This window comes from Paenibacillus lignilyticus (assembly GCF_017942085.1).
Classification (GTDB): domain Bacteria; phylum Bacillota; class Bacilli; order Paenibacillales; family Paenibacillaceae; genus Paenibacillus_Z; species Paenibacillus_Z lignilyticus.
In genome coordinates this window covers 102865-115675 of sequence record NZ_JAGKSP010000009.1, presented here as the reverse complement: position 1 = coordinate 115675, position 12811 = coordinate 102865, and the positions used below count along the sequence as shown (strand labels likewise).

Annotated in this window: 15 protein-coding genes and 1 pseudogene; 15 read left to right on the top strand and 1 reads right to left on the bottom strand. The window is 49.3% G+C overall.

Annotation, left to right across the window (positions count from 1 at the left end; translation table 11 throughout):
* The first annotated feature begins 34 nt into the window (after positions 1-34).
* The 11 genes and pseudogenes from I8J30_RS20665 (at position 35) to I8J30_RS20615 (ending at position 7394) form a co-directional block, all read left to right on the top strand.
* Positions 35-796 (top strand): SDR family NAD(P)-dependent oxidoreductase, encoded by a 762-nt coding sequence (locus I8J30_RS20665; RefSeq protein ID WP_210661351.1) that lies wholly within the window; start codon positions 35-37, stop codon positions 794-796.
* A gap of 76 nt (positions 797-872) precedes the next feature.
* Positions 873-1541, top strand: a complete 669-nt coding sequence (locus tag I8J30_RS20660; RefSeq protein WP_210661349.1) for a response regulator transcription factor — start codon at positions 873-875, stop codon at positions 1539-1541.
* Between the two features lie 2 nt (positions 1542-1543).
* A complete protein-coding gene (locus I8J30_RS20655) occupies positions 1544-2962 on the top strand; it encodes a HAMP domain-containing sensor histidine kinase (protein WP_240548234.1) in 1419 nt (472 codons plus the stop codon).
* A 239-nt stretch (positions 2963-3201) separates the two neighbouring features.
* A complete protein-coding gene (locus I8J30_RS20650) occupies positions 3202-3399 on the top strand; it encodes a hypothetical protein (RefSeq protein WP_210661347.1) in 198 nt (65 codons plus the stop codon).
* 104 nt (positions 3400-3503) lie between these two features.
* Positions 3504-3896, top strand: a pseudogene (locus I8J30_RS20645) (GNAT family N-acetyltransferase); the annotation flags it as partial.
* A gap of 147 nt (positions 3897-4043) precedes the next feature.
* Entirely contained in the window at positions 4044-4445 is a 402-nt protein-coding gene (locus I8J30_RS20640) for a GNAT family N-acetyltransferase (RefSeq protein WP_420831248.1), read from the top strand.
* Positions 4446-4485: 40 nt separating this feature from the next.
* A complete protein-coding gene (locus I8J30_RS20635; RefSeq protein WP_210661345.1) occupies positions 4486-4971 on the top strand; it encodes a DUF1572 family protein in 486 nt (161 codons plus the stop codon).
* Between the two features lie 138 nt (positions 4972-5109).
* Positions 5110-5391 carry a hypothetical protein gene (locus I8J30_RS20630; protein ID WP_210661343.1) on the top strand — a complete coding sequence of 94 codons (282 nt, stop codon included), beginning with the start codon at positions 5110-5112 and terminating at the stop codon, positions 5389-5391.
* A gap of 77 nt (positions 5392-5468) precedes the next feature.
* Positions 5469-5939: an 8-oxo-dGTP diphosphatase gene (locus I8J30_RS20625; protein ID WP_210661551.1), complete on the top strand. Its 471-nt coding sequence runs from the start codon at positions 5469-5471 to the stop codon at positions 5937-5939.
* A 181-nt stretch (positions 5940-6120) separates the two neighbouring features.
* Positions 6121-6825 carry a methyltransferase domain-containing protein gene (locus I8J30_RS20620; protein ID WP_210661341.1) on the top strand — a complete coding sequence of 235 codons (705 nt, stop codon included), beginning with the start codon at positions 6121-6123 and terminating at the stop codon, positions 6823-6825.
* A gap of 2 nt (positions 6826-6827) precedes the next feature.
* Positions 6828-7394 carry a GNAT family N-acetyltransferase gene (locus I8J30_RS20615; RefSeq protein WP_210661339.1) on the top strand — a complete coding sequence of 189 codons (567 nt, stop codon included), beginning with the start codon at positions 6828-6830 and terminating at the stop codon, positions 7392-7394.
* 42 nt (positions 7395-7436) lie between these two features.
* On the opposite strand, the gene thrC is transcribed toward I8J30_RS20615, so the two are convergent.
* Positions 7437-8714 carry a threonine synthase gene (thrC, locus tag I8J30_RS20610; protein ID WP_210661337.1) on the bottom strand — a complete coding sequence of 426 codons (1278 nt, stop codon included), beginning with the start codon at positions 8712-8714 and terminating at the stop codon, positions 7437-7439.
* Between the two features lie 185 nt (positions 8715-8899).
* Between thrC and I8J30_RS20605 the strand changes: the two genes are divergently transcribed.
* From I8J30_RS20605 to I8J30_RS20590, 4 genes are all read left to right on the top strand, one after another.
* The gene (locus I8J30_RS20605) at positions 8900-9796 is read left to right on the top strand and encodes a LysR family transcriptional regulator (protein WP_210661335.1); all 897 of its coding nucleotides are present in this window, start codon (positions 8900-8902) and stop codon (positions 9794-9796) included.
* Entirely contained in the window at positions 9793-11274 is a 1482-nt protein-coding gene (locus I8J30_RS20600) for an FAD-binding oxidoreductase (RefSeq protein ID WP_210661333.1), read from the top strand. The genes I8J30_RS20605 and I8J30_RS20600 overlap by 4 nt, the downstream gene beginning before the upstream one ends.
* On the top strand, positions 11271-11831 hold the full coding sequence (locus tag I8J30_RS20595; RefSeq protein ID WP_240548233.1) for an MFS transporter: 561 nt from the start codon (positions 11271-11273) through the stop codon (positions 11829-11831). Before I8J30_RS20600 ends, I8J30_RS20595 begins: the two co-directional genes overlap by 4 nt.
* 135 nt (positions 11832-11966) lie before the next feature.
* Positions 11967-12629, top strand: coding sequence for an FMN-dependent NADH-azoreductase (locus tag I8J30_RS20590; RefSeq protein WP_210661330.1), 663 nt, complete (start codon positions 11967-11969; stop codon positions 12627-12629).
* The last annotated feature ends 182 nt before the right edge of the window (positions 12630-12811 follow it).

Sequence of the window (12811 nt, the reverse complement as noted above, 5' to 3'; positions counted from 1 at the left end):
TGAAGGAAAATGATACCAGGGAAGGACGGCTGTTATGAATCGGGGAAAAGCAGTTGCAATCGTAACGGGAACGTCGCGAGGAATTGGTGAAGCAGTGGCTTTGGAGCTGTTAACTGCGGGATATGAGGTTTATGGATTGTCGCGTTCGGAATCCAAGGTGCTCGTTGGACGCGAACGATTCACTTCCGTGCCGTGTGATTTGGCAAATGCCGGAGACCTTGAGCAGATCATAGATCGGTTGTTTCTGATCATTCGCGAGGATGCAGAAATCAGCGAACTACTACTCATTAATAACGCCGCGAAACTGGAGCCGTTAAAACCGATTGACGCCATCCGCGCATCGGAAATGGCGGTGCATTTGCAGACAAGCTTGCTGGCGCCGATGCTGCTCTGCAGCCGATTTGTTCACCATACCCGCGCAATAGCTGCGCTTCGCCGCAAGACGATCATTAATGTGACTTCCGGTCTCGCCGAATATTCGGCACCTTCCATGAGTATGTATTGCAGCGGCAAAGCAGCCCTTAATATGCTGACCCGCTGTATTGCCGACGAGCAGCGGGATGAAGCAAATCCGGTTCATGTGTTCGCATTTGATCCCGGCATGGCTGATACGCAGATGCAGACCGTTGCTCGCGGGCGGGACAAGGCGGATTTTCCACTGCAAGGTTACTTTCAAACCAGCTATGAGCAAGGGAAATTGCGGTCGCCGGCTGAGGTGGCGGCAGCATTGTATCGTTTGCTGAGAGAATCCCATCAGAGCGGAAGCGTTCTGCGTGCATTCGAGAATGATCGATAGCTGTTCATATTTTGTTCATGGAGCGGCCTTATAATAAGCGCAAGCAAGAGTATTTTATAGACCGGAGATGATCACCATGACCAAACTGCTTATCGTAGATGACGATCCCCATATTCGTGAACTGATATCGCTGCTGCTCGCTGCTGAAGGCTTCGAGATTGTGGAAGCGGGCGATGGGAAGGAAGCACTCGCCGTTCTTGAATCGACACAGGTTCAGCTTGTCATTCTGGACGTGATGATGCCGAATATGGATGGCTGGGAGCTGTGCAAGGAGATTCGTGACGGGATGGAGCTGCCGGTTCTGATGCTGACGGCAAAAGGAGAGACCAACCAGAAAGTAAAAGGGTTCGAGCTTGGCGCAGACGATTATCTCGTTAAACCGTTCGAGCCGCTTGAGCTGGTAGCTCGCGTGAAGGCATTGCTCAAGCGTTATCGCATTGCGACATCTCAAACCGTGCAAGCCGGAGGCGTTGTTTTGAATCGGTCCACTTATTCGGTGACGGTCGAGGATGCAACGATGACGCTGCCGATGAAGGAATTTGAATTGCTGTTCAAATTAGCGAGCTACCCAGGCAAAACCTTCGCACGCGAGCAGTTAATCGAACAGCTCTGGGGCTATGATTACGAAGGCGATGAGCGAACGGTAGATGTTCATATTAAACGTCTGCGCGAGAAGTTTCCCGAGGAACAGAGCCGGTTTCGCATTCAGACGATACGCGGTCTTGGCTATCGGCTGGAGGTATAGTCATGCCAAAATGGAAGAGGTTTCTGTTTGGGTTAGCGGGAGTTCTGCTAATGAACCTTGCGATCTATACTTGCTATACGGCTGCATATACGATCGTTTCTTATACGAAAGAGAAACGGAATCATTCCACCGCGACCACCGCGCTGCTTCATGAAGTTGATCTAATTACAATCACGCTCGCTAATCGAGAGAATGTATCGGAGTGGATCGGCGGCTTGAAGTCGCTGTCGAACAGCAAAGGGTATCGGTTTAAGATGATTGACGCCGCTGGTCGCGAGCAAATTGTCGGTGAACTGCATGATGGGGACAAAGAAGTCGCCACAGCGGTCGAATGGGAGCATGTGGTAAAGGTGCTTGCCGGAGGAAGCGTCGAGGAAGTGGAGCGGGGTAATATTTTTGGTAAAGGGCTCGCGATGGTCGGCATGCCTGTTGATATTGGCGGGCAGCGCTACGCACTCTTCGCCGAACGAAACGTACCCAGCTTGTACAACGGATTTTGGCAGCAGCTGTTTACCGTGTTCCTTGGTTTTCTTCTCTTGTTTATTCTGTTGTTCCTTATCGGCCGACCTTGGAGGCATCGGGAGGGTTTTAATATTTATATTTCGGCGATTCGCCGCATGTCGAAAGGGGATTTCTCCGTCTCGATCCAATTGCCGAAGCAGATGCGCGGTGAATTCAGCGAACTTGCCCATAGCATTAATGATATGGCAGCGGAGCTGAGTCAGATGGAGCAAATGCGGCAAACGTTCATCTCCAACGTGTCGCATGAAATCCAGTCTCCGTTAACGTCCATTCGGGGCTTCGCGCGCGTGTTGCAGCAATCTAAGCTGGAAGAGGAGCAGCGCCAGCACTATGCGAGCATCATCGAAACCGAAAGCGTGCGCCTGTCCAGGTTGAGCGATAACTTGCTGAAGCTTACAACATTGGAGGCCGATCAGCAGCCGATGCGAATGAAGCCCTTCCGGCTCGATCAGCAGCTGCGCTCCACCATTCTGGCTTGCGAGCCGCAATGGACGGAGAAAGATCTGCTCATGGATGTGAATTTGGACGAGGAAGTCACTTACAGCGGCGATGAAGAGCTTTTGTCCCAGGTGTGGACCAACGTGCTCGCGAACAGCATGAAGTTTACGCCGGAGGGCGGGAGCATTTCGGTTGAAGTCAAAAGGACAAGCGGCGGAGCGAGCGTCTGTATTTCGGATAATGGTCTGGGGATCTCCGAGGAGGATTTGCCTCATATCTTCGAGCGTTTCTTCAAGGCGGATAAAGCGCGCAGCCGTATGGCCGGAGGCAGCGGACTGGGTTTATCCATCGTGAAGCGGATCGTCGAGATGCACGGCGGAACGGTCGCCGCAAGCAGCAAGCCCGGCAGCGGGACTACAATTACGGTGTTATTGCCGGATGCGGCTGCCAAGCAGCAATAGCGAAGTCAGCATGGAAAAATGGAGAGGTTGCAACGTCTTAGGGGCGTTTGCAGCTTCTTTTTTTAATTTCCAGATTTTCCTATGGCTGTTATACTGAGAATAATTGTTTAGTTCTATTAACCTTTGTTTGAAATGGATCGACATTGAGAAAGTCGATGCTTTATTACCGTTTTACAATAACGGATTTGCCAAGCTGATTGGCGGAATTGAAATTACGTACATTGATGAGGGGTATTTCGGTGAGTGACCTTTCGATTCAAAGATGCTCAACGGAAGATTTAGAGCTGCTTGCCATTATGAATAAACAGCTCATAGAAGATGAGAAACACGACAATACGATGAATATCGAACAATGGATACGGGAGATTGGCTTTCGCGAAATTGACGGAATATTTAAACACATTGGAATTGGATCTGGAAGTCATGCACTGGAATGAAACGGCTTATAGATTCTGGAAGTCATTGGGTTTTAAAGAACGCAGCGTATATTTGAGGATGGAGAGTTCGGGAGAGCAAGCTAACAATAGAGGGAGAGCCGCACATGTTGATCTCGATTCAAAAGGTTGAATACGAGCAGAAATCCATTCTGCGCAATTTATTGGAGCTGTACAGATACGATTTTAGCGAGTTTTTTCCGGAAGATGATCTCAATCCGCAAGGGCTGTTCGAGTATAAATATTTGGATCATTATTGGACAGAAGACGGTAGATTCCCTTTCTTTATCAAAGTGAATGATAAGCTGGCAGGATTTGCACTCGTGAGAGAGCTCGGGACCAATGACGGGGATGAGACGATTTATTGGATGGCAGAGTTTTTTGTGCTGAAGAATTATAGAAGACTGAAAGTCGGACAAGGTGCTGCCTATGAGCTGTTTAATCGGTTTCCGGGTTTATGGAAGGTTGCGCAGATCGAAGCGAATGTACCTGCAAGAGCTTTCTGGAGGAAGACCATAGACAGCTATACGAATGGCGCTTATAAAGAAATCGAGGAAGCAGACTGGAATGGTCCGATTCAAACGTTTACGTCCGTTAGTGGCAGGGTCCATCGCTCAGATGAGAGCTTGGCCGTCAGTCCTCATCAGATACAAGTAGGCTCTTCGGATGATGCAGCCTATGTGCGAAATAAACTGATCGAATTCAATGCGAGGCATGTGCCAAACGGCCGGTATGAGGAAGTTAATCTATGCTTGAAGAATGATAAAGGCGAGATTATTGCAGGCCTTAACAGTGCGGTTTGTTGGAACTGGATGGAAATTGATATTTTATGGGTTCATGACGATAACAAGCGGCAAGGGCTCGGTAAGCAGCTATTGGAGGAAGCAGAGCAGATTGCAAGAGCGAAGGACTGTGCATTCATCAAGCTAAATACGTTCAGTTTCCAAGCTCCGGAATTCTATAAGAAGTACGGTTATACGGAAATTGGAGTGATCGAGAATGCTCCATTAGGCAATAAACATTATTACTACAAGAAGGACTTGAACTAATTTCATAACGGATCCCAATTCCGGAATAGTAGGTGATAACATGGAAGAAATAAAAAGCATTCTAATAAGCAAATTCGAAGAAATCGAGCGAAGGATGCAGTCCGTGCTCGAGCAGCTAAATGATGATGAAGTCAATTGGCGTCCGAATGAATCGAGCAACAGTATCGCGAACCTGATCGTGCATATCAGCGGCAATATTAATGAACGCGTATTGAACGGCATTCTGAAGCGAAACATTGCGAGAAACAGAGATGAAGAGTTTGAAGAATTGTATAGAACGCAACCGGAACTGCTCGATATAACGCGCGATTCCTTTACGATCATGATTGAATCGATCAAGGACATGTCTACCGAAGATTGGCACAAGATGCAGGTCGTTAGAAACAAGGAAAGAACCCATCTGGAAGTACTCATTCAATGTGCGGCTCATTTCTCGGAACATTTAGGGCAACTATTTTATATCGCAAAGATGATCAAGAACACGGAGTATGTCACGACATCGATCCCGAAAAAGATCAAGCCGTAACCTACACAATCGGTTGAAAATCGGGAATATAACGATTTGAACAACAACGGGTCGTAGATAAGTACGAGCAACCGTAATGAGTTAACTTTCTGTCTTAGTAGAGCGGTGTAGTTTCTTTGTCGAGGGGAGATTATCGTCGTGATTTTGACTATTAGAAAATTAATCGTGCTTGTTGCTGTAGTAGTTCTTTTAATTGTATGTTGGAATTCTTATGCCTCTTCCACCTATGAATTAGCCACTGTTAAACAAGTAGGTGAAGATGAAATTACTGTAGTGAATTTAGGGAATCGAGAAAGAACAATAGCAGTGCCAGTAGACATTTCCAAATTAATTGAAATAGACAAGGATTACATCATTTCCTATGAAAAAAGATTATGGGACAAATACAGGCTTAAATCCATTCATTCTGCTTTCAAATAACCTCTATTTAGCGGCAGTTTCAACTATGAATGGAGTGAATCAGTTTGCCAACGAATGTCACACACAAACTCTACACGATGTGCATGGTGCAGGACGGAACGAAAGTGCTATTAATGAATAGACCCGATAAGCGCGGTTTTCCCGGCTACATCGCTCCGGGAGGCAAGGTCGATTTTCCGGAAAGTATCGTAAATGGGGCCATACGAGAAGTAAGAGAAGAGACGGGCTTGATCGTAAAAGACATCATCTATAAAGGGCTGGATGAATTCTGCGAACCTGACCAAGGCTTGCGGTACATGGTCTTTAATTATTTGGCTACTTCATTTGAAGGAGAGTTGCTCAGCAATCCGCCGGAAGGGGAACTGTTATGGGTGGAAATCGAAGATGCTCTAAAGCTGCCTATGCAGGATTGGTTTAAGCGCAGATTTCCGTTGTTCTTTGAACCGGGAACGTTTGAATTAAGTTTCGTATGGGATGAGAGAAACAATGAGACCATTGGTCAAACGATCAAGCACTACGGCGCGGACAAGGTCAAAATTCATAATTAAAGGTGATCGATATAAAATCAGACTCGATATCCCGGATGAGTTTGGTTTCATGGATGAAGAGCTGATTGCGTTATTAAAGATTAGAGTTTCGGAGTTTATTGAAGTGCCTGATTGAGGACGAGTCTTCAGAAAACGGAGAACTTTTGAAGTAACCCTTGCGAGGAAAGAGAGTGGATCTGTCATGTCGAACACGAATGTAGGACTCGATCTTGAGCGTATTATATTCATCGGCCGAACGTTTGAAGAATATCGCGATATTTTCAATGTGTCTAAGGAGGACCTATTCGATAACAAAATATTGGATTGTCCATCCGGAGCCTGCTCATTTACGGCAATTGCGAACCAGCTTGGCGGAGACGTTACGGCTGCTGATATCGCCTATTATCATCCCGTGGAGTCGCTTAGAGAAAAAGGGCTGCAAGATCTGGAACACGGTATCGCGAATATTGAGAAGGTGAAACAAAATTACAAGTGGGATTATTTCGAAACTGCGGATGAGCTGCACGCGACGCGATCGAAAGCTTTACTGGACTGCACGAACGATATGATCGCTAATCCACATCGTTATGTGGCTGCAACCTTGCCTCAACTGCCGTTTGCAGATCAACAATTCGATTTAACGTTGTCGGCGCATTTCTTATTTATGTATGCGGACCGGCTGGATCTAAGCTTCCACAAAGCTACGCTTGCCGAGCTCATGCGGGTAACCAGACGAGAGATCCGCCTATTCCCGCTCGTCGATCAAACCAGTGAACGTTCTGCGTTTGTTGATGAGATGCTGAGCTTTATTCGAGAAATGGGCTGGAGCTATGAGATCCAAGATACAAGCTATGAATTCCAAAGAAATGCCAATCAAATGCTGGTTATTACCGCTGCGGGAGAGTAAAAATGGACGTGTTTACGATTGATTGCAAGGACGTTGTGTTAAGAGCGTTCATCCCGGCAGATTTGGAGACGTTTCATTCCCTGACCTGGCAGCCCGAGATCTATGAGTTCTTGCCTGGCTGGAATGTATCGAGAGAACAACGGGAAGATTGGTTCATTAATTATGAACTGCCAGATAACATTGCATTTCTACGCGCCATATCAGACGAAGGTGGGAACATCGGTGAATTGCGCCTTCGTCTGGGCATCGTTCATAAAGAATCGGGAGAGCTTATCGGCTGGTGCTGCACGGGAATAAAGGAAGAATTGCCGGCTCCTAACCGAGAGATTATGTACGCCATCTCAAAGGATCATCGGGGAAAAGGATACTCCACACAGGCGGCGGAAGGGCTAATCCGGTACTTGTTTGAACACTCCAATGTCGAAGTGCTTCATGCGATAGCGCTTCAGCGAAACGAGCCATCGAATAGAGTCATCCGTAAATGCGGGTTCACGTACCAAGGTAAGGTCGAAATCGATGATGAGCAGTTTAATAGCTACAAATTATATAAGCAGGATTGGTCTGGATAAGAGCAGGGTAGAAGGCTGAGCGGAATTTGCCGCTCAGTCTTTTTATTTCACCATTATGCCATCGCAGCTGCTAAGCGTAACGGAGCGTATCGTGTTACGCAGCAGCGGCGGTGCGCTCGGTACTCCGTCCATATGGAATTCGCGGATGGCATCGGTATCCTTAAGCATGCTGCCGGTGAGGATGCATGCCGCCGTTTCCTCCGGCGCGATAATACCATTGCGCACGAGCTTGCGCAGCCCGGCGACGGCCGCGGCGGAAGCGGGCTCGCAGCCAATTCCGCTGCGATCGACGCAGGCTTTGGCCTCCATGATTTCCGCGTCGCTGACGGCAGCGGTTACGCCTTCCGTCATTTCGAGCATGCGCAAAGCCTTAAGCCAGCTCGGCGGATTGCCGATATTCAGCGCAGACGCCCGCGTTGAAGGTTTCGGTTCCGGCGTGAGCGTCCGATGGGAGGCAGCGACCATGCGATGGAAGGGGCTTGCACCCTCGGCTTGAATGACGGCCACTTTCGGCAGCCTGTTAATGAACCCCAGTGTGTAGAGATCATGCAACCCTTGTCCAAGGGCAGCTGCGTTACTGAGCGCGCCTCCCGGCAGTACAATCCAGTCGGGCAGCTGCCATTCGAGATCATGGGCAAGCTCGAAAATAATGCTTTTCTGACCTTCAATCCGCAGCGGATTCACCGAATTGCATACATACATGCCTTGCTGCTCGGCGTTGATGCTTAACCATCGAATACCATCATCGTAGGTGCCGCCGAACGTATTTACCGTTGCCCCATACGCCAGTGTTTGCAGCACTTTATTGGGGGAAACTTCGCTGCTTGGCACCAGTACCGTTGCCTGGATGCCTGCTATGGCAGCATACATAGCCAGTGACGATGAAGTGTTGCCGGTTGAGGTGCAGGCGAAGGTAGAGTAGCCGAGCCACTTGCCGTGGGACACGGCAACGGCCATGCCATTGTCCTTGAAGGAGCCGCTCGGATTCTCACTTTGAGCTTTCAAGTATAGGCGGCGCACGCCTGCAAAATCCTTTACCGGTGCTGGTTCATACAACCCTGTATTGCCTTCGTTTCGGGTCACGACGACATCGTCCTGCAGCTCCGGAGCGATGAGCTCCTTATAACGCCATACCCCGCTGGCCGCGATAGAGTTCCGCATCCCGCGCCGCTCATCGAATACCCGCTTCAGCCGCGCAGCATCCACCTGACTGAAATCATGAACGATGCGCAGTATACCTCCGCAAATACCACAATGATACTGCATCGGTTTACGTTCCAATCCCACCTGGGTCCCGCATTCCATACAAGCTGCCTGCATGATCTCGCTCTCCCTTTAGCCGTTCTTTAATGTTTGTTCGCTTGTGAAGCCGCTTTATACTTCATACAATAAATTGAAATCATTAATAATTCCAATATAGAGTTTTGTGGTTATCATAACTATTAGTTATGATATAACGCGCTAAAATAAGCTGTCTGTCTCAATAGGGAGGCTTTAACGAAACGATGAACCTGTACGGACTTATTGTCTTTCACCATGTCGCTGCTTCGGGCAGCGTTACAAGAGCCGCTGAAATTCTTCGTATCAGCCAGCCGGCAGTTACCGCGCATGTGCGCAACATGGCAGCCGAGCTTGGACTTACGCTGCTAGCGCCTAAGGGCAGGGGGATCTTGCTCACCGAAGCCGGTATTCGGGTGGCTAAGCATGCGGCCAAACTATTCGCGCTCCAGAATGAAATTTCACGTGATCTGGAGCTTTACCGCTCCGGCGAAGCGGGCGAGCTTCGAATTGCGGCAACTTCATTGCCGGCTAACTTCCTGTTACCCGAACAACTGGTTTCCTTCAGAGCCGCTTGTCCGTCTGTTCATGTCTCCATGCAGACGCTGAACGCAAGCGATGCGCTTGGAGCACTTCAGCATTATAAAGCCGATATCGCGGTCATTGGCGGAGGGGGAGAGGCTCGTCCCGGACTGGAGCGGAAGCTGCTGCAGGAGGATGAGCTCTGGTTTGTCGTAGCGGCGAATCACCGTTATGCAGGGAAGCGGTTGGCTTTTGCAGCACTTATGGAAGAGCCGTTCGTCATGCGTGAACCCGGCAGTGCAGCCCGAGAGAGGCTGCTCTCGTTATGCCGTGTCCAAGGAATGAGCCTGCCCAGAGAAGCCTTGCAGGTGAGCGGCGTACATGAATCGCTTCATGCCGCGGCTGCAGGACTCGGCGTATCGTTCGTATCTTCACTTGAAGCCAGTCGCGCCGTATCGCGCGGGGAGCTTGCCCGAGTGGAAGTGGAAGGCGTGGAACTTCGCAATCCGATCGTTCTGTATACGAGGGAAGGGGAAGCGCCGCCGCCTGCTGCACAGCATTTTATTCAAGTGATCCTGAAGCAGGTGGAGGTGTTGGTTTGATCGATATCGAACCGTCTGCCGGACCCGTTCGAAAGTTTCGGAGTGGGCCGGTTATCCTGCTGGCAATCATTATCTATGTAAGCCTGCTGGCGGGTTCGGTCATGATCCGACTTCATGCACAGGATAGTGAGTATGCGAGCGATGTTAGTCGGCTTATGGAGGTTCGCATCTTTAGAACGGTTCATGTCCATGAAACAGCGGATATTAAGGAAGCTCTCGCGGAAGCCAAACGAAGGGGGCTGCCAATCTCCGTTTCCGGGGCAAGTCATAGTCAAGGCGGGCAAACCTTCATGGAGAACGCGATCGTGCTCGATATGAAGCCCTATCATCGCATTATTCAACTCGATGAGAAACGCAAGGAAATAACCGTCCAGTCCGGTGCGACTTGGGAGCAAATCCAAGAGGCTCTGAATCCGTTTGGCCTCTCGGTTCGAATCATGCAATCGCAGAATCTGTTTACTGTCGGCGGCACAATGAGCGTGAATGCACATGGGCGGGATATCCGCGAAGGCCCTTTCGCCCAGTCGGTTCAATCGTTTCGGCTGATGAAGGCAGATGGCGATGTTGTACAGGTGAGTAGAACGGAAGATCCGGAGCTGTTCGCTAATGTTATAGGCGGTTATGGACTATTCGGCGTCATCTTGGATGTGACGCTGGATTTGACAGAGGATGAAGTGTATATGCAGCATGTGGTGCCTGTTCATTATGAGGCTTTTCCGGAACTCTTCAATAAAGAGGTGCTGGAGCAGCCCTCAATCGCCATGGCGATTGCACGGTTGTCCGTGTCGCCTGATTCTTTCCTGACCGACATGTTCGTTACTACCTATGAGCGGACGGATGTGCCGTTGAACGATAATCTGAGGGAGCTTCGAGAGGAGAAATTTGCAAGCACGGGGATTACGAAGTTCGTGTTTGGTTTGTCGCGCAAATCGGAATGGGGCAAGGAGCTCGTCTGGAAACTGCAAAAGAAAGGGTATCTCCTCAGCGACGGCGACCTGATTTCACGAAACAACGCGATGCGCCCGGCCGCTAAGTTTATGGAATACGCCGATACGCAGCGGACGGATTTATTGCAGGAGTATTTCGTGCCGCTTGATCGCTTTAAGCCGTTTGTCGACGGGATGCGGACGATTATGCGCGAGGATAAGCTTAATTTGCTCAATATAACGGTCCGTTATGTGCCCCGGAACGAAGAGTCCACGCTCTCTTATGCGAAGCATGACAGTTTCGCATTTGTGCTGCTCTTTAACAATAAACGCTCCGCGGCCGAGGTAGAGAAACTTGCAGCTTCCACTCGGCGGTTGATCGATTTAGCGCTCCGCCATGATGGGACGTACTATTTGCCATATCAGCTGTTTGCGGATGGCGAGCAGCTTCGGGCTGCATATCCGAAGACGGATGCGTTCTTCGAAGCCAAGCGACGAGTAGACCCGGGTCTGTTATTCCAAAATGAGCTTTATGCGAGGTATGCCAAATGACGAAGACGATGCGTTTGATGATGCTGTCGCAAAGTATGATGACGTTCGGTTCCGGAATTGTGTTCCCGTTCTATCTGATCTTCGTGAAGGAAATCGGCGGAGACTTCACGCAATACGGCATTGCCTATGGCTTGTTTACGCTCTGTTCGGCTTATTTGAACTGGTGGTTTGGCAAATCGTCCGATAAATACGGCCGTAAAATATTCCTTCTGCTGAGTGCTTGGGGGACCGCGGTATTGTTTCTTTTATTCCCAATCGTGTCAAGCATCTGGCAGGTTTACGCGCTGCAAATTGCCATGGGCGCGTTTGGAGCGATGCAGCGGACTTGCGAGAAGGCTCTGCTTGCTGATCTGACGGAGGAAGGTCGCCGTGGCGAGCAAATCGGGCGTTATCATGTCGGGGTGTCTGTTTTCTCCGGAATCGCTGTTATGGCCGGCGGTTTCCTCATTGATTTGTTCACGCTTGATTTGATGTTTTATTTGGGATCGATCATCTTGTTCGTTAGCGGGCTTATGCTTTCGCGGGTTAATGAAGGACAGAGACACAGTTCAACGTAATCCGCGTACTTTTTGACATTATCTCCAACAACACTTCCTGACATGCAGCGCTTCGCCGTACATTGTTCGCCTCGTGACGGTACACTCTAATCAGCGTGTTCGTCAATCTAACGAAGAGGCAGGGATCGCTACTTCATGGCAAAGCTTCTGTATATTACTGCGCATCCTCATGATCATCAGGTTTCGTATAGTATGGCCGTTGGCAAAGCATTCATTGATTCTTACAAAGAATCTCACCCGCAGGACGAGGTCGAGCATTTGGATTTGTACAGCACACAAATTCCCTATATTGATGCAGATGTGTTCAGTGGCTGGGGCAAACTAAGAGGTGGGAGCAGCTTTAATGAGTTGTCGCCCGAGGAGCAGCAGAAAGTAACGCGGCTGGGCGAATTGGCCGACCAGTTTGTCGCGGCGGATAAATATGTGTTCGTCACGCCGATGTGGAACTTCTCTTATCCTCCGATTGTGAAGGCCTATATTGATGCGATTTGTGTTGCGGGCAAGACGTTCAAATATACCGCGGAAGGTCCGGTCGGACTTCTGCCGGATAAATCAGCTATTCACATTCAGGCGAGCGGCGGAGTTTACACTGAAGGTCCGGCTATGGATTTCGAAAGCGGGCATAGGCATTTGTCCAAGATCATGCAGTTCATTGGCATTACGGATTTCAAAGGTATTTTCGTTGAAGGCATGGCCGCGGCCCCCGATCAGGCAGCCTCTATAAAGGAAAAGGCGATCGCTGAAGCGCAGAAGGAAGCCAAAGTATTCGGCAATGCGCTAACAACCGCAGGGAAATAATAAACAAGAACTCCTCCCCCACAGGTCAGTGCCGATCTCGAGCACACTTGTGGTGAGGGGAGTTCTTGTGTATACATAGAAGAAGAAACGGCTGTCGCCGAAACCCGATTAATTCTATAATAGGAATGACATGTGACATTGATCTGCTCGATGTCTCGGTGATGCACGATATGCAAGGTATC

Excerpts from the sequence above, each read along its gene's own strand:
- I8J30_RS20605 (WP_210661335.1), top strand. The coding sequence starts at position 8,900 with ATGAACCTGTACGGACTTATTGTCTTTCACCATGTCGCTGCTTCGGGC.
- I8J30_RS20595 (WP_240548233.1), top strand. The coding sequence starts at position 11,271 with ATGACGAAGACGATGCGTTTGATGATGCTGTCGCAAAGTATGATGACG.
- I8J30_RS20635 (WP_210661345.1), top strand. The coding sequence starts at position 4,486 with ATGGAAGAAATAAAAAGCATTCTAATAAGCAAATTCGAAGAAATCGAG.
- I8J30_RS20665 (WP_210661351.1), top strand. The coding sequence starts at position 35 with ATGAATCGGGGAAAAGCAGTTGCAATCGTAACGGGAACGTCGCGAGGA.
- I8J30_RS20625 (WP_210661551.1), top strand. The coding sequence starts at position 5,469 with ATGTGCATGGTGCAGGACGGAACGAAAGTGCTATTAATGAATAGACCC.
- thrC (WP_210661337.1), bottom strand. The coding sequence starts at position 8,714 with ATGCAGGCAGCTTGTATGGAATGCGGGACCCAGGTGGGATTGGAACGT.
- I8J30_RS20620 (WP_210661341.1), top strand. The coding sequence starts at position 6,121 with ATGTCGAACACGAATGTAGGACTCGATCTTGAGCGTATTATATTCATC.
- I8J30_RS20655 (WP_240548234.1), top strand. The coding sequence starts at position 1,544 with ATGCCAAAATGGAAGAGGTTTCTGTTTGGGTTAGCGGGAGTTCTGCTA.
- I8J30_RS20615 (WP_210661339.1), top strand. The coding sequence starts at position 6,828 with ATGGACGTGTTTACGATTGATTGCAAGGACGTTGTGTTAAGAGCGTTC.
- I8J30_RS20590 (WP_210661330.1), top strand. The coding sequence starts at position 11,967 with ATGGCAAAGCTTCTGTATATTACTGCGCATCCTCATGATCATCAGGTT.
- I8J30_RS20660 (WP_210661349.1), top strand. The coding sequence starts at position 873 with ATGACCAAACTGCTTATCGTAGATGACGATCCCCATATTCGTGAACTG.